Below are 23,494 nucleotides of genomic sequence, written 5' to 3'. Positions count from 1 at the left end.
GGGATTGGTATAAAGTTTAAAAATTCTTTTGCAGTATTTGCTGCCGATGGAGTCATATTACGACTCCGGCTCGGTGAAGAGAATTTGGTTTTAACTATGATTTAAATAGCCAAATCCAATGAGCAAGCAGACGAATATCGGCGTATCATCCAACAAAAAGCCCCAACCCTTTTTGTGTCAAAAGAATTGGGGCTTTTTTACTATTTGGTTAACGTTCAAAAGTAGATGAACAGACCTAAACCTTATCTACGCCGTTTTGAAAGTTGCCATCTGTTGATTCAGTTCGGTAACTTGCTCTTTTACTTGCAATGATGTCTCTGATGCGCGTTGGCTGTTATTCGAAACCTCATCCACTGATTGAGTAATACCGGACATCAATCCAGTGATCGAATTGGTCGCATGAGATTGCTGCTCTGCCGCTGCCGCAAGCTCTGCCATTTGTTCATTCAAGGAACCTATTTGCTCGGTCGTGACGAGCAAACGAGTTACCGCTTTTTCAATGTGCTCAGCGCCCTGCTCCGCAAGTGATTGACTGTGTTCAATCTCCTCTACCACCGAATTGGTCGAGCGTTGAATCGCATTGATGATACCGTTGATTTCTGTCGTCGATTGAGTAGTGCGAGTCGCTAACATACGTACTTCATCCGCCACAACCGCAAAGCCTCGTCCTTGGTCACCCGCACGCGCTGCTTCTATCGCGGCATTCAATGCCAGTAAGTTAGTTTGTTCTGCTAAGCCTTCAATCACCTCTGTAACTCGGCCAATGGCTTCGCTCTCTTTGCTTAACTGCGTCACCTGCGTACTCGCGGTTTCAATGCTGCCGTGCAAACTTTCCATAGTGACTTTGTTTTGCTCTAAAGCATCACGACCTTGTTCAATCTCGCCTTTTGAATCAGAAAGCTTCTGCACTGATTGGTTGGCTTGATCTAGGGTGTTACGCGCGGCTAAAGCGATTTCATCCAATTGGCTTCCCATTTCAACAATGCTGGTCTGTTGCTGTTCAACATTCGATGAAGTGACTTGCGCCGATTCCAACAAAGCTCCCATGCTGGTATCCACTTGGTGCGCTTTTTCACTCACCCCTGCCACGATGCTCGCTAACGATTGGTTCATGCGGTTAATCGAATCGGTAAGGTCTGCCAATTCATCTTTCCCAACAACAGTTAATGGAGGCTGAGAAACATCTCCTGAAGCGATCGTCTTGGCTCGCTCCGATAAGTTTTTCACTCGGCGACCAATGGTATTGCCCATGTATTTTGAAATCGCTACTGCGGCAAACAAAACTAATGCCGCTGCAATCAACATAGTGGTCAGTACGTTCTTGATCGACTGATTAATACCCTGTCCGCTTTGATCAGCACGACTTTGCTGAGACAATACGATCGTCTCTAAGCTTTGGTCTAGTGCATCCGCTGTTGGCAACAGTTCATTCGCCATTAACAAGTTTGATTCATTCCACTCTGGCGATTGACGCAATGCAATTACCTGCTCTGCTAAAGGAAAGTACAGTTGCTGCATTTCCTTAAACAGTGACCACAATGATTGGTCGTTATCAGTCAGTCTGTCGAGTTTACTGTCGATTTCCGCCACGGACTGATTGTGGTACTTAATCAAGTCGTGGTATTTGTCTAGGTGATCTTGCTGCCCGTACAACAGGAAATCTCGCAAGGCGGACAGAGCATTGGCGAGCGAGGTATAGCTGTCGGCGTAGACTTTAAACAGACGTTTTCTGTCTCCACCAAATGGGTTTCCTGACTCTTCGTTGATTAAGCTTTGAAGCTGATCAAGTGCCACTTCTGCAATGGGTGCCGCTTCGTTAATAAAGAGGTTGTGCGCGGGTAAGTTCTCATCACTGTGGCTAAGTTCAATCAGCTTGTTCAAAGAGACTTTTACCGCATCCCACTGACTTTGAATCGCTTGAAAATCCTGTTCAGAGATCAAAGCCTGCAACGTTGGAAGCGACTCGTCTGTAGATGCCATGATATTGCGAACGTCCTCACTCAAACGTGCGCTCGCCTCTTCATCGCCACCTAGCAACATGTAGGCTCGAATAGAAGACAGCGACGCTTGAACGGACTGTTGGATACCGCGACTGGTGTCGACGGTCGGTAAATCGGATTTAAGTAACGAAGATGCGTATTGCTCTACGGTGGTGACGTTGCGATACGTAAATACCGCTGATGCCATAAAAAGTACGGCTAGCAGCACAAAACTGAGCTGCAACTTCCCTGATATCGTAAGGTTCATCCATAAACTCCTGACAACGATGAGCCTTAAATATAACGATGTTTATAAAAATGTTAAATACAAGTATCAAAAGTTACTAAGAAAACCATGTAAACCACTATTTTAAGCCGATAAATGGGACTTATTCGAAGTATGGTATGCGCTCACTACGTAAAATCAGATAATTAACGTAAGTCGTTTCTAAGCAGTCTTGCTCCCACAATGAAAGAATCCGCTTGGTGGCAAAGTAGTAATCTTTATTACGCAGTAGCACGCCCACCGTGCGGCTGAGCTGCTCAAAGCGCTGTTGCTCATTAGCAGAGATGTAATTGTCTTCATTCTGAATGATGGGCGCCAATCCATCGGCAAACCAATTGTTCAGAATTTCACGCATCTCAAGTTCTGACTCCGGCACATCCATACACGACAACTCACGATGCAGTGGCGGCGGTACTATGTACTTTGACGCTTTTGGCGAACTGACATAACGGTACATGTCGCTCCTCCTTGTAAATGACTCTTATACCCAAGTGACTTCAAGATGCAGGATTCAGAGCGTTGTCATTGATTCGGGGTCAAGGAAAACAACGCAGCGTAATAGTCAGCTCTTTCCAAGTTGTTTGACACAGAAACCGAGTCAATGACACGCTCCCGAAGGGCGAGCTGTCTTGGTTTGTATACTTTGTTGTCGATTCTTGATTTAGACCCACTAGACCTTTAAATCGCCGCCGCGTCTACAAACCAAGCCATTCTCGCTGAACCTAACATCTCGAGGTTACTTGGGTATAAACTAGCTAAGAATACTTTTTTCAATTTCCAAGTTTTTTTCTACAGCTCATAGAAAGAAGACCAACAAAAAAGCCATGCAAAGTAGACTCTGCATGGCTTTGGTTTGGACAGCAATGACACTGCCCTCGTCTAGGACTGGTTACATTGAGCTTTGATCGAAATCGTTGCCTTGGTCAGTACCCGTTTGAGTATCCGAGTCGAAGCTGCCAGAGTCATCCGTGAAGTCAACACCTTGATCTTGACCTCCTGCACTTGTCCAGTCGCTGCCGCCAGATTCCATACCCGCCATATCTGGTTGCTGATCTTGAGCAGAACCTTGCATGGTGTATTGATCATCGACTTCAACTTCAACTGTGCCACTCGCACCTTCTACTGCGCTGCCCAATTCGTCGTAACCTTGGAATTGGATTTCGCTCGTACCTTCGTAACCTTCTGGTAAGTCAACCGATACTGGTTGGTTCAGGTTGCCACTTAATGTGAAGCTGCCATCGCCATTATCCAGTGCGTTGCTTACTAATGCACCATCAGGTAGACCGGACATTTCTGCATAATCCACCGATTCGTTACCACTGACCTCATCTGGAACCGAGATAGAAATGGTATCGCCTGATGCTGCAGTCACATCAGCTGCGCTCTCCTCTTCACTGTCTGCACCGTTTGCTGCTTGCTCTTCAGGCTGTTGCGCTTCGCCAACTTGCTGCTCTGATGATGCTTGAGCAGTTTGGATTTGTGGCTCGTCGCTTTGCGCTGAATCGTCCGCAACTTGGATGCTCAGATTCTGAGTCGATACTTCACCGTTGTCGTTGACCTGAACATCCATAGCCAAATTGCCATCGAAGTCATCGTTCGGCCAGTATGTCCACTCTTCATCACCTGATTTCGCAAAGAAACCAGCATCGTTTGCATCGGCGACATCCAACACTTCTGCAGAAGGGCTAATGCCAAGCTCATCAATCAACTGTGCTTCCGTTAGTGTTAGTGAGCCATCATCAGCCAGTGCGTAGCCTTCGCTGGTAGTGGTTTCACCTTCACCTTGGATGTCGACATTAAAGAAGCTCTCAATGCGGTTTTCACCGTCAGTTGCAATAAAACCAACTTGAACATCTCCGGTGTAGCCTTCTGCTGGTGTGAATTGGTAGTTACCTTGGTTATCGGTCTCTATCACACCTTGACCTTCCATTAGGCTCACTGACTCAATGCTCAAGCTGTCGCCTTCTGCATCGCTCAAGGTCGATAGCATGTCATCATTGGTGAACGACAAGGTGCCATCCGCTGCCATTTCTGTGGTAGAAATACTGTCGATTTCTGGAGAAGCATTCTCTTGTGGCGCATCTTCTTTCACGACCACACCTGTTTGCTCATCATGAAGCACACCGTCTTTATCAATCACGTAAGCGATATCCGCTTCACCAGTAAAGCCTGGTGCTGGATTGAATGTCCATGTGCCATCACCGTTATCGACAATCTCACCTTGGCTGCGATCAGCTAGGTGAACGAATTTCACTTCATCACCCGCGTCAGCGTCCACATTCTCTGCCAATCCGATTAGGTCATCAGCGGTTAGGATAACTGGTTCACCCGCTAGGGTTTCGAAGTCACCTGAATCGATGCCATCTTCGAACTCTTCTGGCTCGTCACCATAATCCACCGTTGTTGCGGTCACGGTTACGAAGAACTCGCCATTAAAGTCAGCTGGAGGCGTCATTTGCAGGTCTGAAATATTCCACTCGTTCAAGTCGATGTATTGACCCGGTTCCGTGATGGTAATGGTGTTCACACCATCCGTAACTTCGAAGCCAACAGGGAAACCAGTCATCACTAGGTTACTTAGCGTTTCTGAATCGTCGATTAGACCGACATTCAAGCCTAGGTGACCCGTTTCGTCCTCACCGAACACTAACGGACCATCATGGTCGGTTGTGATGACTGCGCCATCCGCAACAGGGCGAACAAACACTGGTACATCAAGTACCGTCTCAAACTCACCGTCACTTACCACAACTTGCAAGTCAGAAACCCCTGCAAAATCGCCAGTCGGTGTGAATGTCCAAGTACCGTCACCGTTGTCTGTTACCTCACCACCATCTTCACCTTCTGCGGTGATAATGCGTGATACGACTAGGTTTTCAGTATCGATATCGCCAAACAAGTTCATCAGGTCGCCAGCGTCGAAGGTGAATGCGCCATCTTCGTCGGTTGCCATAAAGGCATTACCCACATTGAATGGAGCATCGTTGACTGGGATAACATCCACATTCAACGAGCCTTCAACCACTTCTTCACCATCCGTCGCGGTGTAGCCCAGTTCCACCAAACCATTGAAGTCTTGAGTGGTTACCAAGTGGTACATACCATCTGGTTGCTGGGTTAATGTCGCGTTTGCAGGCGCACGAACCGTGATGCTTTCTACGCTGATTTCGTCACCATCAAGATCCGTAACTTGATCAGCGATGTAAGCTGGGTCAATCACCATGACCACATCTTCTTCGCCTTGCATCTGGATGGTTGGCGCTTCTGGTGCATCATTAACCGCTTCGATGTTTAGATTGCCTTCAACCGGCGTCACTAAATCACCATCGCTGACGCCGAACGACATTGGCACATCGCCGTTGAAGTTCTCAGCTGGAGTGAATGACCAAGTGCCATCGCCGTTGTCTAGCAAGTCACCGTATTGCTCATCAATCACTAGGTCGACAGCAGACAGTTCATCGTAGGTGTTGTCGATGTCTGTCGCGTTAGCAAGCAACATGTCCTGCGTAATAAGAATGGTGGTATCTTCGGTGCCAGCAATATTCACTGGCGTTGATTGCGGCGCATCGTTAATTGGGTTCACCGTTAGGTCGACGCCCACTTCCACGCTCGCACCATCGTTATCAATCAAGTCGAAACTTAGGTCGATATCGCCATTGAAGTTCGCATCAGGCGTAATCGTGAAGCTACCATCTTGGTTCTCAACAACGGTCGCATTGGCTACCGCGGTTAAGTTCACCGCTTCTAGATTATCGCTGTCGACGTCACCCGCTTGAGCCAGTAACTGCTCTTGACTCAATGTGATTGAACCGTCTTCATCGACACTGTAAGCCAAGTCGCCAGATACCGGAGCATCGTTGACTGGCAATACATCGATGTTCGCGTTGGTTGTCGCAGTTGCACCGTCTTCATCAGCCACTACTACGTCTAGGCTTACGCCACCATTGAAGTTTTCATTTGGCGCGAAGCTATAAGTGCCATCGTCATTCGCCGTTAGAATGCCATCGCTACCACTGTAAGAGACGCTTTCTAGGCTCACGTCACCTTCCACATCGCTTGATTGCGCTAGTAGTTGCTCTTCCGTGAAGATAATGACTTCGTCTTCATTGACAGAGTAACTTGTCGCACCTGCGATTGGTGGATCGTTCACCTCAAGAACGGTAATACCCGCAGTGGTTGAGTCTGTCGCACCCTCTTCATCGACAACTACAACATCTAGGCTGACCTCGCCATTGAAGTTCTCGTTTGGAGAGAAGGTGTACGTACCATCGCCATTGTCTTGGAAGACGCCATCGTTGCCACTGTAAGTCACACTACTGATGTCTACGTCGCCTTCAATATCCGACGAATTAGCCAGTAGTTGCTCGTCACTGATGGTGATCGAGTTGTCTTCATGTACTGTGTAAGACGTGCTGCCCGCAACCGGAGGATCGTTCTCTGGCGTCACACTCACATCAATGTTGGCAGAGGTCGTATCCGTACCGTCTGACACATCGAACGTAAAGTTCACATCGCCATTGAAGTTCTCATTCGGTGCGAAGCTGTACGTGCCATCGCCATTGTCGGTTAGGACACCGTCCGCGCCAGTGTAAGTCACACCTTCAACGGTTAGGTTGTCACCTTCTACATCCGTCGCGCCTGTTAACAAGTCTGCGTCTGTGAAGGTAAGAAGACCGTCCTCACCCACGGTGAACGCTTGATCTTGTGGCTCTGGCGCGTCATTGACTGGCGTTACTGTTAAGTCGAGACCAGCCGCAACCACTTCTTCGCCATCCGTGACATCGTAACTAAACTCAATGTCGCCGTAGAAGTTCTCGCTTGGAGTAATGGTGTAGCTGCCATCCTCGTTCATTTCAACCGTTGCATTTTCATCATTGGTGCTCAGGTTGATTGCACTTAGGTCATCGCCATCGATATCAACAGCGTGCTCCAGTAACTGCTCTTGAGTTAGCGTAATGCTATTGTCTTCGGCAGTGACTGCGGTGATGTCACCCGTTACTTCTGGTGCATCATTGGTTGGCGAGATATGAATCGTCACATCTTGCGTCGCTGTCGCTGTTGTACCTGTATCTACATCCGTAGAGGTTGCATTCACGGTTAGCGTTACATCGCCATTGAAGTCCGCAGAAGGAATAAACTCTAGCCCTTCTAGCTCGCCTGGTTGCAGTGACCAAGTGCCGTCGCCATTATCAACACCCGCTGATAATGAGCTGCCTTCTGGCACATCTTCAATCAAGATAGCGAGGTTTTCTGAACCATCGGTATCGGTTAATGCTGCATCGATATCAAGCGGCACTGGTGTATCTTCGGTACCAATGATTTGGTAATCCGCGTCCGCTACCGTGATTTCGATGTTGTCGATACCAAACGATTCATCCCAAACGTCTTGATTCAAGGTTGAACCGAAGCCGAGTTGCAGTTCACCATCCTCGACAGGAACCGTCAGATTGATTTGGTGAGCTTGGTCATTCCAACCACTGAAGCCTTCACGTTGAGAGGCTCCGTGGATCACTTCACCCACTTCATTGCCATCTGAGTCGTAAAGCGTTGTCGTACCATCTTGGGTACGGAACGCGGAGTTCTCCAAGGTGGTTAGCTGTTCGCCACCCACAAAGATTTGGAACGACTCGCCATCCCAAGAATCGATTTCGTAGAAGCTAAATGAGATATTCACTTCATTGACATCGCTTGGGATCTCGTAGGTTTTGCTGACCGCTTCATCACCGCCAGTGCCACCAATACGACCCAACATGTCGCCCGTTTCGAAGCCTTGTGAGCTCTCAGTGTTCGCATTCCAACCGTTCGAGCCAGACTCGAAGTTATCAGACGCAATCACCAAGTCTGAAGCAATAGACAGCTCTGGCATATCAACCACAGATTGAACATCAATGTTCGCTTCTGCTGGCACGGTTGCAGTGCCATCGTTGACATCAAACGTCACGTTCACGTTGCCATCGAAGTTTTCATTCGGTGCGAACGTGTACGTGCCGTCACCGTTATCAACCAAAGTACCGCTGTCAGAAGCAACGTTTTCAACCGTTAGGTTATCACCATCGATATCACCTGCATTTTGCAGCAGTTGCTCTTCGGTAAAGGTGAAGCTGGTGTCTTCTTGCGTGACGAACTGTGGCTGACCAACCGTTGGTAAGTCGTTTACTGGATTAACAGTCAGATCGGCAGTCGCTTGAATGGTTGCATCACCGTCCGTAATGTCGAAGCTCAGATCAATATCGCCATTGAAGTCTGCATCCGGTGTGATAGTGAAGCTACCATCGTCGTTCGCAACAACGGTCGCATTGCCATCAACAGTCAGGTTAGATGCCGTTAGGTCATCGCCATCCACATCGCCCGCTTGTGCAAGAAGCTGCTCTTGGCTGAGAGTGATAGAACCATCTTCATCCACGCTGTAAGCCAAGTCACCTGATACCGGAGCATCATTGATTGGCAATACATCGACATTGATGTGCGTATCAACGGTTGCCCCATTCTCATCTTGAATGGTCACATCCAACTGAACTTGACCATTGAAGTTCTCGTTTGGCGCAAAACTACAAGTACCATCGCCATTGACGGTAAAGATACCATCCGAGCCTTCATAGCTGATGCCAACAAGCTCTACATCACCCTCGATATCAGATGCGTTGGCAAGAATTTGTGACTCACTAAATGTCAGTACTGAATCTTCATCAATCGTGTAAGACGTTGGACCGGCAACTGGAGGATCATTCACTTCAATGACCGTAATGCCTGCGGTCGTTTCGTCAATCGCACCTTGATCATCCGCCACAATCACATCAAGGCTGATATCACCACTGAAGTTCTCATTCGGCATGAAGGTATAAGTGCCGTCACCGTTGTCTTGGAATACGCCATCGGTGCCTGAATAGGTCACGCTATCGATGGACACTGCGCCTTCCACATCTGAAGAGTTAGCCAGAAGCTGCTCGTCGGAAATCGTAATCGCATTATCTTCATCAACCGTGTAAGACGTAGAACCCGCAACCGGAGGATCGTTCACTGGAGTGACGCTCACGTCCACATTGGCAGGTACTGTCTCAGTGCCGTCAGAAACACCAAAGCTAAAGCTGACATCGCCGTTGAAGTTTTCATTTGGTGCAAAGGTGTAAGTACCATCACCGTGGTCAGTCAACACACCATCGCTGCCTGTGTAGCTAATGCCATCAACCGTTAAGTTGTCGCCATCGATATCGGTCGCGCCAGCAAGCAAGTCTGCATCGGTAAACTGAAGCGTGCCATCTTCTTCAACACTGAACTGCTGGTCTTGAGGAACAGGAAGATCGTTAACCGGATTAACCGTTAGATCCGCCGTTGCTTGGATAGTGTCTGTGCCGTCCGTAATGTTGAATTGGATATCAATGTCACCATTAAAGTCCGCATCTGGCGTAATCGTGAAGCTGCCATCGTCGTTCGCTGTAACGGTTGCGTTTCCATCGACAGTCAAATCGCTAGCAGTCAGGTCATCGCCCTCAATATCAGACGCTTGAGAAAGAAGCTGCTCTTGGCTGAGTGTAATCGCACCGTCTTCATCAACGCTGTAAGCCAAATCACCCGATACTGGCGCATCATTGATTGGCAATACATTCACATTGATGACGGTATCAACTTCAGCTCCATCTTCATCTCGAATGGTCACATCAAGTTGAACTTGTCCGTTAAAGTTCTCGTTTGGCGCGAAGCTGCACGTGCCATCATCGTTAACGGTGAAAATGCCATCCGGACCATCATAGCTAATGCCAACAAGCTCTACATCGCCTTCCACATCAGAGGCATTCAACAGCACTTGCGACTCACTAAACGTCAGAACTGAATCTTCATCAATAGTGTAAGAAGTTGGTCCAGCGACTGGTGGATCGTTCACTTCCAGCACCGTAATACCAGCAGTGGTGGCATCCGTTGCGCCTTCTTCATCAGCGACGACGACATCAAGCGTCACTTCACCATTAAAGTTTTCATTTGGAGAGAAGGTGTACGTACCGTCACCATTGATTTGCAACACACCATCGCTGCCAGAGTAGCTCACGCTATCAATCGAGACATCCCCTTCTAAATCCGAAGAATTTGCCAACAGTTGCGCGTCAGAAATGGTAATAGAGTTGTCTTCGTGAACCGTGTAAGACGTTGAACCAGCCACCGGAGGATCATTCACCGGCGTGACGCTCACATCTACATTCGCTGAAACCGTATCTGTGCCATCAGATACGTCGAAGCTGAAGTTCACATCGCCGTTGAAGTTCTCATTTGGCGCAAAGCTATATGTGCCATCGCCATTGTCAGTTAGAACGCCGTCGGTGCCTTCATAGCTGATTCCCGTTACAGAAAGGTCATCGCCTTCAATGTCGGTAGCACCTGCAAGCAGATCTGCATCAGTAAATTGAAGAGTGCCGTCCTCTTCCATACTGAATTGTTGATCTTGAGGAACAGGCAGATCGTTGATTGGATTAACGGTTAGGTCAGCGGTTGCTTGAACGGTATTCGTGCCATCTGAGATATCGAAGCTGATGTCGATATCACCATTGAAATCTGCGTCCGGCGTGATGGTGAAGCTACCATCGTCATTTTGAGTCACCGTCGCATTGCCATCTACCGAAAGGTTAGAAGCCGTCAGTGCATCGCCTTCCACATCAGAAGCTTGCGACAACAACTGCTCTTGGCTCAAACGAATCGAGCCATCTTCGTCCACCGAGTAAGCAAGATTGCCAGACACTGGCGCATCATCGACTGGCGTGACGCTTACATCAATGTTGGCAGAAACCGTATCTGTGCCATCGGACACATCAAAGCTGAAGTTCACATCACCATTGAAGTTTTCATTTGGCGCAAACGTGTAAGTCCCATTGCCGTTGTCGGTCAGGATGCCGTCGCCACCGTCGTAGCTTACGCCCTCAACCGTTAGGTTATCGCCTTCAATATCCGTTGCGCCAGTAAGCAGGTCTGCATCGGTGAAGATCAGAGTTCCGTCCTCTTCCACGCTGAACTGCTGGTCTTGAGGAACAGGTAAATCGTTGATTGGGTTAACGGTTAGGTCAGCGGTTGCTTGAACGGTGTTCGTGCCATCTGAGATATCGAAGCTGATGTCGATATCACCATTGAAATCTGCGTCCGGCGTGATGGTGAAGCTACCATCGTCATTTTGAGTCACCGTCGCATTGCCATCTACCGAAAGGTTAGAAGCCGTCAGTGCATCGCCTTCCACATCAGAAGCTTGCGACAACAACTGCTCTTGGCTCAAACGAATCGAGCCATCTTCGTCCACCGAGTAAGCAAGATTGCCTGATACTGGCGCATCATCGACAGGCGTAACACTGACATCAATGTTGGCAGAAACCGTATCTGTGCCGTCGGAAACATCAAAGCTGAAGTTTACATCACCATTGAAGTTTTCATTTGGCGCAAAACTATAAGTCCCATTACCGTTGTCGGTCAGGATGCCGTCGCCACCATCGTAACTCACACCTTCAACTGTGAGGTTATCGCCTTCAATATCCGTTGCGCCAGCAAGCAGGTCAGCATCGGTGAAGATCAGCGTACCATCCTCTTCAATCTCAAAGGTTTTATCTTCCGGCACTGGTGCGTCATTGATTGGACGAACAGTTAAATCAATCGAGCTAGAAATGGTTTCTTGACCATCACTGATATCAAACGTTAAGTCGAGTTCACCATTAAAATCTGTATCAGGTGTGACGGTATAAGTGCCATCACCATTATCCACAACCGATGCATTAGCACCCACTTGCACGTTGAATGCGGCAAGATTATCGCCATCAACATCACTCGCGTACCCGAGAAGTTGTTCTTGCGTGAAGGTAATAGTGCCATCTTCATCCATGATGTATGCCAGATCTTGCCCTACTTCTGGCGCGTCATTTTCACCTTCGACTTTAATTTGGAACGTTTCGCTCGTAGTTTCGGAGTCAAAATCGTCTTCTACTTGCGTCGTGGTTTCTTCGCTAGTGTCTTGTACATCCACCGCGAAGCTCTCTTCAGTGGTTTCTGAATCTAGCTCGTCACCACCTTGAGAACCTTCAGAGTCTGAAGAAGCACTTGGCGCAGATGAAGTTTGTACCGCTTGTCCTTGCGCTTCATTGCCTTCTGCGTCCGAACCACCTTCAGAGCCAGAGGCATCACCACCACCGACCGCTTGAGCACCCGCCCCAGAATCCGAACCATCGCTGCCCAGAGCCTCGTCACCTGATTCTCCGCTAGAAGCTACACTATCAACAACATTGGATTGTGTAGCGTCAGAGTCGCTGCTACTTTCAGTATCCTCTTCTTGAACTGCGCCACCCGAGCTCACTGCTTCTTCTTCCGTACCCGCGCCACTAGGATTTTCTTCCATCGCACGATTGGCTTCATCAACAGCATCTGCACTTTCAGCACCGGTCGCTACAGTCGAAGAGACGGTCGACTGCTGTTTTTCTTCTTTTGTCCCCGTATCCTTCGTTTCTGTTTGCTCTACCGCATCGTTAAGCTTTTCATTGTCTTTTTCTTGATTAGTGTCGCCTGCCATTACAGCCTCCGTTGCTTTTAGCTAACTGATCGTATTTAGAGGCAGTAAAGGACACCATTTTTAGAAACCAACTTTTTTATACAACTTTTTTCATACCTTTCGAGTTCCATAAAAACAAAAAAATTTGAAAACCCAGTATAAAGATCCTTACTTGTTGTCATTAAAGCAATTAGTGCGGTGGGATAATGATAAATATGACAAATCTGTTGCGCTCAGTCGACAACAGCCATAAAGGGCTGCAATTGCTATTAGGCGATTTTTACCAAGATTTCAGTGACGCAGGGATTGATATTGAGATGCTGCATAAACAAAACCGTTTTGAAGCACTCAGATGTTATTCAAAAAGACTAAAGACCATTCTCGTCTTGTTATGTGATGACGACTTACCACCAAAATTGGCAAAGATTGAACACTTAAACAAACACCATTTCCCTGCTTCTAATGAATTGATCGAGGACGTTAAAACCGAGCTTAACAACGTAAACAAACAAATTAGCCAGCTGTTAAAAATCGAAAATTCAATCGATAGCCGCACAGGTAGTGAATCGTAGGGGTGGCTCATGAGTAATAAGCAAATAGAACATCACCTCAAAAAGGCGCTCGTTTCGAACAACGAAGCTTCGAAGGTAACAACAGACGATACAATCGTGCTAGCCAGTGCAATGACCAGCGTACACAAAACCTTGCTGGTTATCTTTTTGCTTTCCATGGTGGCTATCGCCGTGGCATCTCAGGCTCGTATCGACATTGTGGTGTCGGTGCGCGGTGAGCTATTGCTCGAATCTGACATCGAAAAAGTGCAACACCTTGAAGGCGGTATTCTAGAAGAAATGCTAGTGCGCAAAGGCGAAGTAGTTTACGAAGGTCAGCCTATTGCACGCCTTCGCTCTCTGGATAGAAACACTCAACTCGATACGGTAAACACAGAGATCATTCAGCTAGAGCTAGACAAGATTCGTTACGAAAGCCTGCGCGATATGGTGGAACCCGATTTTTCTGCCTACATCGAAAACTACCCAGAATTAGTGCAAGTCAACATGAATACCTGGCAGCAAGAATTTTCTAAAAACCGTTCCAATGAAGAGTTGATCACTCACGATATCCAACATAAGAATTCGCTTATTGATTCAATGCTCAAGCGCCGTAAAAGCTCCGAGAACCAGCTCTCCTTGATACGCAAGCAGCTCAATATTAAGAACACCTTGTACAAAGAGGAAATGGCGTCTTACGTCGATGTTCTGAATATGCAGGTTCAAGAGTCAAACATGGTGCGTGAGATAGAAAACCTTGATGAGTCGGTCATGAATGAGCGCTTCCAACTCGACAAACTAGAGAAGCAGTACCGAGACTTGGTGGAGAATCGTAATGCCGAGTATCAAGCACAAATCATTCAAGCAAACAAGGACTTAAAGTTGAAACGTATATTACGTCCTCAACACTCAGATAAAGTGGATCGCCTCGTGGTTTACGCCCCTATTGACGGTGTAGTAGATAAAGTGCACTTCAACTTCCGCTCCGCTGTGATACCGCCAGGTGAAAGCATCGCGGACATTGCACCGATCAATAACGCCCTTCACGGAGAGGCGAAGATCCCTCGTAAAGACATGGGCTTTGTAGAAATCGGACAAGCGGTCAAAGTGAAGATGGATACCTACAACTTTGCCAAATACGGATTTTTGGAAGGTCGAATTGCATCGATCAGCCGTTCTTCTTATGAAGAAGAAGACGCTGAATTCTATCTCGCGGAAATCCAAATCAGTCAAAACTATCTAGAGCGCGGAGGCACACAATACAAGCTGTCCCCTTATATGGAGTTTACCGCAGACGTGAAAACAGGTTCACGCCGGGTGATCGAATACGCAGCGAAGCCGGTTATGTCGGCTATCGAAGACGCATTCGATGAGAGGTGATGGATGAGTAGCAAACCTTCTTACAATATTTCCGTTCCTGTTATGCGCCTAAGCATTGCTTTCAGCTTGATGCTGGCTGCCCTCGCCTTTTATTTGTATATCTCTTGGGAAAAAGTGGATTCAGTCGAGAAAGTGCAAAACGCGCCTCTTTTGGTTCAAGCTCAACAGCTCAACCAAACTATCGAGTTTGATATTCAAACGCTTCAACGCTGTTTAAGCGCACGTTATTGCAGTACAACAGAGCTTGATTTTGAGGTTCTGAAAGACGAAATTGACCAATTTAAGTCGCTCGCGTCACTCAACAAAACCGAGTTTAGCTTGGTGGGCGCGACCGAATACACGCAGCTTGAACTGGCAATCAATCGCTTCTCAGACAGCCAAAAAACACGCGACGATGTGTTGGCACTGTACCTCTCGCTCACCAATAACTACCTACAAATGGACGACAACTACCGGACCATATTTAACAACCATGCGAGCGACCTAATGATGGAGAAAAACGAGTTCTTCATTTGGTTGTTTGTGGTCGTTGTCGTACTGGTTGGTATCGCAGTGCTATCGAACTTGGTGGCAATCCTTAAGCTGAAAAAATCCAGCTCGAATGAGCGTGACATTGACCAAGAATTCGATGAGCTTTATCAAGAGCTCAAACAACTGGATTTACAAAGGTTGGAAGAGTTGCTGAATGAAGTGAGCATCAATCCGAAGCAGCGTCAGATCTACTCTCACCTAAAACTGATTTTCAGCAAACTCGAAGAACAAAAACGCAATAACGATCTCTACAAGCAGCTCTATGCTCTGATTGGTTACGAGATTCGTGGCATCACCAACACCATTAACGGCGGCGTGCAATATCTCGTTCAAGAGACCGATGAGAGCGGCGTGTTGATGGCGCAAGATATAACCTCGGCTGCCAATACCCTGTCTGAATTGGCAGAGAACTACAACCGACTCATTTCACAAGGGACCGAGAGCAAATCGAAAGAGTTTTCACTGCTGAATGTACTGTCTGAATTGATGATTCACATCAGTTCAAAAGTGCAGCGAAATGAAGGTGAGCTAGACTGCTTTATCTCAGATAACTTACCAAACCGTGTTGAAGGACAATCCACCAGCTTATTCTGGGTGTTGTTCCTACAGCTATCAAATGCCATCCAACTCAAAGCCGACAAGAAACTGTTTGTCACCATTGAATCAGGTGCGGCGTCAGACATTGAAAATACCCGCCTGACCATCAATCTAAACTTCTTAACCACGCTGGATGTGCCGCTTGCCAAGCTCAATACCCTACACTGGAGCGACCATAAACAGCACACTGCAACCAAAGACGATTTGGCGAAAAGCGTGTTGAAAGATTATGGCTATTACGAGAGCCATTGGTATCAATCGGGCAATCAGGAACGTTTTCAAATTCAGCTCGATTTGAAAGCCAAAAGCTTCCACACCGAGAAAACTCGCTTCGACAATAAGCGCCTATTACTGTGTGCCAACTCTCAGCTGCGCATTGATGTGATGAGCAAAATGTTAGTCAACTTGGGCTTAGAGATTACGCCAATTCGAACGCCGAACGAACTCTTCTCTGCGGCAAAAACCTTTGGCGAATACGATGCCATCATGCTGACCGACACGTTCGAGCCAAACAAGCTGCCCTCACTGAGCAAAACGGTGAAATCGCAACTGCGCAATCACCCGAACACGAAGTTGTTGCTTTCAGTCACTAGCACTCAGCAAGCACAAGAGAGTCATACCTTTGTCGACAAGATTCTGAACTCCCCCGCGATTCCGTATGAGTTCATCCCTAACCTATTAGCAATCATGGAAGCGGAAGCCTCTGAAGAACAGATGGAGAACAGCTCATTCCTGATTGTGGAGGATGACCGTGTTCAACAGATTCTACTCAAACGTATTTTGAGCAAGCAAGAATACGAAGCCGACACCGTTGGCGATGGCGCAGACGCCGTTCAGCATTTCATGAATCAGCGTTCAGACATCATTTTTATGGACTGCATCATGCCGGGCATGGGCGGCATTGAAGCGACCAAACGCATTCGACAATACGAACAAGAGAGCGGACAGAACCCTTGCACCATTATAGGTGCGACAGCATTGACCAGCAGTAATGAACACCAAGCTTGTATCGAAGCTGGAATGGATTACGTGATCAGCAAACCTTATAAAAACGACGAAATCATCAAGGTGATCAACAAGTATGTGGCGGTACAGAAACTTAACTAGCTGTGTATTGGCAGCGCTTACATTGAGCAACGCTCCTTCGGCAATGGCGACCACCTTGCTTGAGGCGGTCAAACTCGGCTTGGAAAACAATTTATCTCTGCGCGCTAGTGACAAAGGCGTGGAAGAAAACGAATACAACATCGACATTAGCCGTTCTAAGTTTCTACCCTCTTTAAACGGTGCTGCTGATACCACATGGAATGAAAACGAAACCATATTAACGGGAACACCGGATACACGTTCTAGCTACAACTCGAACAGCTACAGTGTGTCTTTATCCCAATCGGTGTTTAACCTTGGTGACATCTTTAAATACGGCACCGCGAAGCTTGATTTCAACATTGAAGAAATCAAACACGAGAACAAAATCCAGAGCACCATTTCTGAAATCGCGACGCAATATTTCGAATACCTCAAAAACAACGCGCAAATCAAAGCCACCCAAGTAGAACTTAAATCGTCTGAAACACGTGAGCGCCAAATGCGTCGCAACGTGGAACTTGGCAACACTGCGGCGAGCGAGTTGTATGAGGTAATTGCCCAGAAAGAAGGCATTGCCAATCGCTTAAGAACCTTAGAGAAAGACCGGCGCGTAATTTTGAACGGTTTAGAGATTCAAGTTCAATATCCAGTCACCCCATCGCAGGACATCTACGAAAGCGTGCCCTTGGCGGAAATCAGCGAATCCGAACAACGCGCGATTCTTGAACAAGCTTTGAAGCTCAATAACGATTTATTGGTTGCGAAGAAAACCGTAGAACGCAGCCGAAGAGGGTTGAAAGAAAGCGGTTCAAACTTTGTGCCGACCGTGTCACTCTCTGCCAGTTACCGTTATGACGATGCGAACAACTATGACCGAACCGACCCCACCGCAACAGGGGACAGTAACTCCACCAGCGTCGGTTTGAACTTGAATGTGCCGATTTTCTCCGGCGGTTCGGATTACTACGGTTATCAAAAATCGTCGACTGCCATCGAGCGAACCGAGCTACTGTACCAAGATTCATTGTTCACGACGCGCAATAGCGTTAACACCTCGGTACTCAACATTAATGACTTCTCCCGCGCTATTAGCAGTTACGAGAATATCATCCGAGCTAACTACGCCTCCTACAAAGGCATTCAGCGCGCTTACCAGCTTGGTACGCGAACCATTACCGACTTACTGGCAGCAGAAAGTAAACTGTTTAGCGCGCTACGTGATTACGAGAGCGCGCGTTATGACTACATCATTGAATCGATCAATCTTGAGCAAATCAAAGGCATGCTGTCGGTGCAATCCATCGAAAGCATCATGCAGTTGATGAGCGATATCGAAGGCAGAAGCAATCAAGACTTAGTTCCAAAACACCTTCTCTCCAAACCATCGATTAAGAAAGGAGGTCGCAATGCAAACTGAGTATTTTTCCCAAAAGATTAACTTTGCTGACAAATGTTACCTGACTTTCTCAACGGTCATCTCGACGCTGTTTGGTTTAGTACTGCCCTTTTCGATTCTGATTATCTTTGACCGTGTTTTACCTAACCAAGCCAAAGACACGCTGTTTCTTCTGTTTGCCATTATCTTGATCACCATCTTCCTCGACTATCACTTAAAGAATCAGGAAGAGAAGATTTCGTCGGTGATCATGAAGCAATTCGAAACCAACTTAACCAACAAAGTGTTTCAATCCATCTGTTTGGCTGAGATATCGAAGTTTCGTCGCCTAGAACCCGGTGAATACTTAGAGCGTATTGCCACCATTCCCGAGATTAAATCCTTCTTTGGCGGAGAATCTGTACGGGCATTGATCAACCTTGCCGTCAGCATACTGACCATTCTGATTATCGGTGTGATCAACATTTGGGCGGGAGTGACCATCTTGCTCGCCTCCATCATTTTGGCGGTGTTCGCACTGAGCCTATCTAAGCAGAAAATCAACAGCTTAGAAAACAAATCCGACATCGAAGGCTTAACTACTTCTAAAATCATCGAGATCATCTCTAGCCCACTCGATATCAAAGCGCGCAATATGGAATATCGCGTTGAGAGCCTCATGACACAAATGGTGGAAGAGCGTGAAGTCGAGAACATCAAATACGAGCAAATTGAATCGAACTTCAGCCTTATCTTGTCGCTCATACAACAGCTCTCCATTGCTTGTGTGGTGGTAGTTTTGGCAACGGCAGTTATCAACATGCAATCGAGCCAAGGCATCATGGCTGCCATCATCATGCTTACCAACCGCTACTTCGCGCCATACCAGCAAGTAATGCGCACGGTGAGTCGATGGGAGTTGAACAAGCTTCATATTCAACGTATCGCCGAGCTGCTTGAGCTTGCGGCATCTGTAGAACAACAAAATGATACGACAGAAGTCGAGCGCATCTCGGTGAAGTATTCGGAAAAGCAACGCATCGAGTTTGAACGTGGTCAGGCTTACTTGCTGACGGGGAAAAGCGGCGCAGGCAAAACCCATCTTGCCAATTGCATTACGCGGCAAAACACCGACAACAAACTGGACATTAAGATCAACGAGACACCACTCGATGACGTCAACTACAACGTCTGGCGTAATAGCGTGCTCATGGTCGACAAAACCAGTTCGTTCGTCGAAGGCACCATCATCGACAACTTGACTTGTTTCCGCCCAAGCTTAAATAACACGGCATTTGCGCTTTGCGAAACCATGAACATCAAAGCACAAATCGATGCCCTTCCCGCTGGTTTTTACACCGAGCTTAAAGGACATTTACGCAACCCATTCTCTCGCCAAGTCGCTTATGCCCTGTTGTTGGTGCGTGCCTTACTCGCGAACAAACGTGTGTTGATCTTCGACGACATCGACTGTGTTTATGATGACGACTTTGCTCGATTGGTTTTGACCAGTACTGCCTATCGCGCCAACGACAAAATACTCATCATCGTCAGCAATAAGATGGACAAGCTCAATCATCGCCTCAAACGCGTCAAACTTACCGGAGGTGACCAATGAGTATTTTGGTTGATTTTAATAATGTCCCTCAGCGCTTGTTGGACTTTGAGGCTCGCAGTTATGACGAGCGATACAATCAGTCACCTTTGATTCGTGGTTTAGCTTACACCCTCATTGCGCTTGAATGGGAAGGCACACCTTCTATCCTCAGTGACGCTTTTATCCCTAAACCAAAAGACAGCGACAGTTTTGTTGCCACGATTGAACGCCTTGGTTACCGTTGTGACGTCACCAAATTAAAAACGTTGGAACACATCGAGGGGCACCCTCATCCTTGTTTTATCGAGATCGAAAACCTCACTGCGATTTTCTTGGGCACCAAAGACGGCAAACTGATCCTGTTTGATTACACCAATAACAACACCATTGAATACCCGCTCTGCAAGAAGCCATGTTTGTTGGTCTCGATCAGCGAATACTCGCGCTTGTTCCGAGAGCCGCCACCTGAATCTCAAGACCGCAGTAACTGGATTAAATACGCGTTTTATCGCTACAACAATGAACTCAAGAGCCTGATTATCCTCAGCTTCGTGGTCAGTATTCTCGGCGCACTCCAGCCCTTTTTTATTATGAGTGTGTACAACTTCGCCTTGACGTCTAGCTCGCAAGCCACGCTCTATTGGCTCACGTTGTTTGCCGTGATTGTTGGGTTTTCGGAATACTTTTTCAAGAAAATGCGGGTCAACATCATCGCCACATCAGGGAAGGATTTGGCGGTGCATATTTCTCAAAACGTAATATCCAAACTGTTGTGGCTTCCTTATTCGATGACATCTACCGCTGGTGTCTCTTCTCAGTTAGCACGTTTGAAAGACATCGACACTTTCCGCCGTTTGGTAACCGCAGAGTCAACATTAAGCTACTTCGACATGCCGTTTGTTATCGTATTCATTATTGCCATTGCTCTTATGTCTGGTACCGCGGCGCTAGTCGTTATGGCGGGGTTGATTCTAATGTTGGTGTTCTGTGTTTATTCTCGTTACATCTACTCGCAAGCCACGTCCAAGAGCTCTCGCGCCAACGCCATGGTTTCTTACCAATGGAATGAGATTCTTCGTGGTATAAAAACCATCCAAGGCTTGCCATTGTTGCGTGTTATCCAGTCCCGCTTTAGCGCATCGCATTTACAAAGCACCAACGATGCAGAACATGTTTCAGTGACTAATAGCAGGGTTCAGGCAGCAGGCGGGAGTTTGATTCAGGTTATTGGTACCGCAAGTATCGTCGCGGCCGTTATCGGCGTGATGGACGGCACCTCCGATGCAGGTGCAATGCTTGCTACCGTAATTTTAGTCTGGAAGGCGTTGGGGCCTATTATGGGCATCTACAACTCTATTTCTAAGTTCCAATCCATTAAGGCGTCTTCTGCGCAAATCAACAACCTTATGGCGATGAATGACGATAAGCTAACGTTAGAGAAAAGCCCCCCTATTCGCCTATTTCAAGGTAGTATCGTCGGCTCTGGTGTGAGCCATCGTTATAGTGGTGCGGCAACAGGCTTAACTAATCTTGGTTTTAAAATTCCACCGGGCGCAAAAGTTGTGATTTGTGGACCAACAGGTTGCGGTAAAACGACGCTCATTTCTATTATCGCTGGGCTAGAGGAACGCTATCAAGGCTCAGTTTCGGTGGACGGTTATAACATCAAACAATTCAACAGTTACCGCTATCGAACCTCGATTAACTACGTCCCGTTTAACCTGCATATTTTTGAAGGCTCCTTGGAGACTAACTTCATCTTGCATAATGGGTTAATCCCAACAGAAAAAATGCGTGAAATGGTGAGTTTCTTTGAGCTCGATACATGGTTGCCACAAGGCCTGGACACTCAATTGAGCGTTGATATCTGTAAAAGTTTACCAAATGGTATTCAACAAAGACTGCGGCTCGCATTAGGGCTAGGTAACTGCGAACAATCTTTGATTATCATTGACGAGCCATTTAATGGTGCTGAGCAAGAAAACTCGCACTACTTCAAGCGGTTATTCAGCGACAAACTACTCAATAAGACCGTTATTTTCTCAACGAATGATCCGGGCATGATCTCTACATCCAACATGAGCTTAGTCTTGGAGCCAGATGGCAACCTGAAATATTTCGGGTTAACCGATAAGTACTTAAAAAGTCTAAGTTAAGTTCGGAATGTGGTGTGGTTCATCATTCATACTTGAGCACGGTCATTGACAAAAATGTAAACGATGAGACTATTTACTCTGTAAGCGCGTACACTAAGGAATCCGATGTATACATTTGTTGCAGACAAATTGGATGTGGTTTATTTATCAACGATACCAGAAAACTACCAGTTACAAGACTTCGACGTGCCTGAAGAAGAACTCGAAATTCGTGAAATTGTAGAGGTATGGTATGAGTGTGCGTTTCTTCCTGACTTTAACCTTCAACACATCGACATCGAAAACAAAACCGCATTAGTCGAGACACAAGCGCAAGTCGTAAACAACTACACAAGTACGCTCGCTTTTTTACTCAAAAGTCGTGCTTATCGCGCAGCACTTAACCGATTATTGAGTGTATGGAGATTGGAGGCAGCAGCTAAAGCACAGCTTGAGCTGCTGTTACTTACGGAAGAACAGAGTAGCAAGCCAGTAAATTAATCGGCTAGGATAAGGGGCTAAAAATCTTAAACCCAACCATCGAATCGGAGACGTTTCTGCACGCGTTCAACCGCCTCTATCTGCATCTGACGAACACGCTCGTTAGACACGTTTAACAACAGGCCTATTTCCGACAAGGTTTTCACTCTCTGGTCAAATAATCCGAATCGATGGATTAAGACTTTCTGCAACTTAGTTGGCAAGGTTTTAATAATATTTTCAATAGCTTGAGTAAAGCACTGATTTTCACAGTCTTGTTGTGGATCTGGCGTATACTCACTTTCACACAGTTCAAGAACAAATGGAACGCGATGTAGGTCCGCAGTGGTCGATACATCAATAAAGCCACTAAGCGCAACAAGTTCATCTATACGCTCTGCTTTCACCCCTGAGCAGCGTGAGAGTTCAGAAATAGACAACTCCTTGCTCTCACTTTTTGACGCATCGAGCTTTTTTAAAGCCAGGCTATTTATCTCTTTGCACACATGAGCAGGTAAACGTACCGTGCGGCCATTGTTCATTAATGCCGCTTCTATATTCTCGCGAATCCACCATACCGCATAAGTAGAAAAACGGTAGCCTGGCTCAGGATCGAACTTATCGACCGCTTTTATCAAACCAATATTACCTTCTTCTATTAAATTGAGCAGAGTAAAGTTATTGCCTGGCCGTTTGAGGTAGCCTTTTGCGATTTTCACAACAAGTCGAAGATTAGACTCAATCAACATTTCGCGCGCTTCTTCATCACCAGCTCGATTAAGTTTGGCGTAATGCAACTCCTCTTCACGAGACAACAAATCAATGCCCACAATATCTTTGAGATAGTGAGCATAAGGGTCTTTCCCAACTGACAACGATTCTTTCATTGACAGTTCATCCGTGACAGCTCGGAACCTAGCAAAGCATTCGTTGTTCATTCCCCGTCCTTCTCAAGCCAACTTATTTCTTATCTTCTTTAATTGTTTT

General features: G+C 46.8%; 11 protein-coding genes. 7 read left to right on the top strand and 4 right to left on the bottom strand.

Annotated features, from left to right (window positions below; genetic code table 11):
* Positions 1-246 precede the first annotated feature (246 nt).
* From R7P35_RS02555 to R7P35_RS02545, 3 genes are all read right to left on the bottom strand, one after another.
* On the bottom strand, positions 247-2,247 hold the full coding sequence (locus tag R7P35_RS02555) for a methyl-accepting chemotaxis protein (RefSeq protein ID WP_149191581.1): 2,001 nt from the start codon (positions 2,245-2,247) through the stop codon (positions 247-249).
* A 121-nt stretch (positions 2,248-2,368) separates the two neighbouring features.
* Entirely contained in the window at positions 2,369-2,722 is a 354-nt protein-coding gene (locus tag R7P35_RS02550) for a hypothetical protein (RefSeq protein WP_005453713.1), read from the bottom strand.
* 432 nt (positions 2,723-3,154) lie between these two features.
* Positions 3,155-12,793 carry a tandem-95 repeat protein gene (locus tag R7P35_RS02545; RefSeq protein ID WP_318091647.1) on the bottom strand — a complete coding sequence of 3,213 codons (9,639 nt, stop codon included), beginning with the start codon at positions 12,791-12,793 and terminating at the stop codon, positions 3,155-3,157.
* Between the two features lie 194 nt (positions 12,794-12,987).
* On the opposite strand from R7P35_RS02545, the gene R7P35_RS02540 reads away from it, so the two are divergent.
* From R7P35_RS02540 to R7P35_RS02510, 7 genes are all read left to right on the top strand, one after another.
* Positions 12,988-13,344: a hypothetical protein gene (locus R7P35_RS02540; protein WP_318091645.1), complete on the top strand. Its 357-nt coding sequence runs from the start codon at positions 12,988-12,990 to the stop codon at positions 13,342-13,344.
* A gap of 9 nt (positions 13,345-13,353) precedes the next feature.
* Positions 13,354-14,703 (top strand): HlyD family type I secretion periplasmic adaptor subunit, encoded by a 1,350-nt coding sequence (locus R7P35_RS02535; RefSeq protein ID WP_053307833.1) that lies wholly within the window; start codon positions 13,354-13,356, stop codon positions 14,701-14,703.
* Between the two features lie 3 nt (positions 14,704-14,706).
* Entirely contained in the window at positions 14,707-16,938 is a 2,232-nt protein-coding gene (locus R7P35_RS02530) for a response regulator (protein ID WP_042521473.1), read from the top strand.
* Complete coding sequence (locus tag R7P35_RS02525) at positions 16,913-18,337, top strand: TolC family protein (RefSeq protein WP_170897021.1); 1,425 nt, start codon at positions 16,913-16,915, stop codon at positions 18,335-18,337. The genes R7P35_RS02530 and R7P35_RS02525 overlap by 26 nt, the downstream gene beginning before the upstream one ends.
* Positions 18,327-19,913, top strand: a complete 1,587-nt coding sequence (locus R7P35_RS02520; protein WP_136976469.1) for an ATP-binding cassette domain-containing protein — start codon at positions 18,327-18,329, stop codon at positions 19,911-19,913. The genes R7P35_RS02525 and R7P35_RS02520 overlap by 11 nt, the downstream gene beginning before the upstream one ends.
* Positions 19,910-22,048 carry an ATP-binding cassette domain-containing protein gene (locus R7P35_RS02515; RefSeq protein ID WP_053303764.1) on the top strand — a complete coding sequence of 713 codons (2,139 nt, stop codon included), beginning with the start codon at positions 19,910-19,912 and terminating at the stop codon, positions 22,046-22,048. Before R7P35_RS02520 ends, R7P35_RS02515 begins: the two co-directional genes overlap by 4 nt.
* A gap of 105 nt (positions 22,049-22,153) precedes the next feature.
* On the top strand, positions 22,154-22,528 hold the full coding sequence (locus R7P35_RS02510; protein ID WP_025768457.1) for a hypothetical protein: 375 nt from the start codon (positions 22,154-22,156) through the stop codon (positions 22,526-22,528).
* A 26-nt stretch (positions 22,529-22,554) separates the two neighbouring features.
* On the opposite strand, the gene R7P35_RS02505 is transcribed toward R7P35_RS02510, so the two are convergent.
* Positions 22,555-23,445, bottom strand: coding sequence for an RNA polymerase sigma factor RpoD/SigA (locus tag R7P35_RS02505; RefSeq protein ID WP_318091641.1), 891 nt, complete (start codon positions 23,443-23,445; stop codon positions 22,555-22,557).
* Positions 23,446-23,494: the final 49 nt, after the last annotated feature.

The sequence above is a fragment of the Vibrio sp. Vb0304 genome, assembly GCF_033338995.1.
In the GTDB taxonomy this organism is placed as follows: domain Bacteria; phylum Pseudomonadota; class Gammaproteobacteria; order Enterobacterales; family Vibrionaceae; genus Vibrio; species Vibrio alginolyticus.
Note: the sequence above shows the minus strand (reverse complement) of the source record. Positions and strands in the feature narration are given on the sequence as shown.

Coding starts and splice junctions, on each gene's coding strand:
- R7P35_RS02555 (WP_149191581.1), bottom strand. CDS start 2,247: ATGAACCTTACGATATCAGGGAAGTTGCAGCTCAGTTTTGTGCTGCTA.
- R7P35_RS02520 (WP_136976469.1), top strand. CDS start 18,327: ATGCAAACTGAGTATTTTTCCCAAAAGATTAACTTTGCTGACAAATGT.
- R7P35_RS02505 (WP_318091641.1), bottom strand. CDS start 23,445: ATGAACAACGAATGCTTTGCTAGGTTCCGAGCTGTCACGGATGAACTG.
- R7P35_RS02540 (WP_318091645.1), top strand. CDS start 12,988: ATGACAAATCTGTTGCGCTCAGTCGACAACAGCCATAAAGGGCTGCAA.
- R7P35_RS02535 (WP_053307833.1), top strand. CDS start 13,354: ATGAGTAATAAGCAAATAGAACATCACCTCAAAAAGGCGCTCGTTTCG.
- R7P35_RS02515 (WP_053303764.1), top strand. CDS start 19,910: ATGAGTATTTTGGTTGATTTTAATAATGTCCCTCAGCGCTTGTTGGAC.
- R7P35_RS02545 (WP_318091647.1), bottom strand. CDS start 12,793: ATGGCAGGCGACACTAATCAAGAAAAAGACAATGAAAAGCTTAACGAT.
- R7P35_RS02530 (WP_042521473.1), top strand. CDS start 14,707: ATGAGTAGCAAACCTTCTTACAATATTTCCGTTCCTGTTATGCGCCTA.
- R7P35_RS02550 (WP_005453713.1), bottom strand. CDS start 2,722: ATGTACCGTTATGTCAGTTCGCCAAAAGCGTCAAAGTACATAGTACCG.
- R7P35_RS02525 (WP_170897021.1), top strand. CDS start 16,913: ATGTGGCGGTACAGAAACTTAACTAGCTGTGTATTGGCAGCGCTTACA.
- R7P35_RS02510 (WP_025768457.1), top strand. CDS start 22,154: ATGTATACATTTGTTGCAGACAAATTGGATGTGGTTTATTTATCAACG.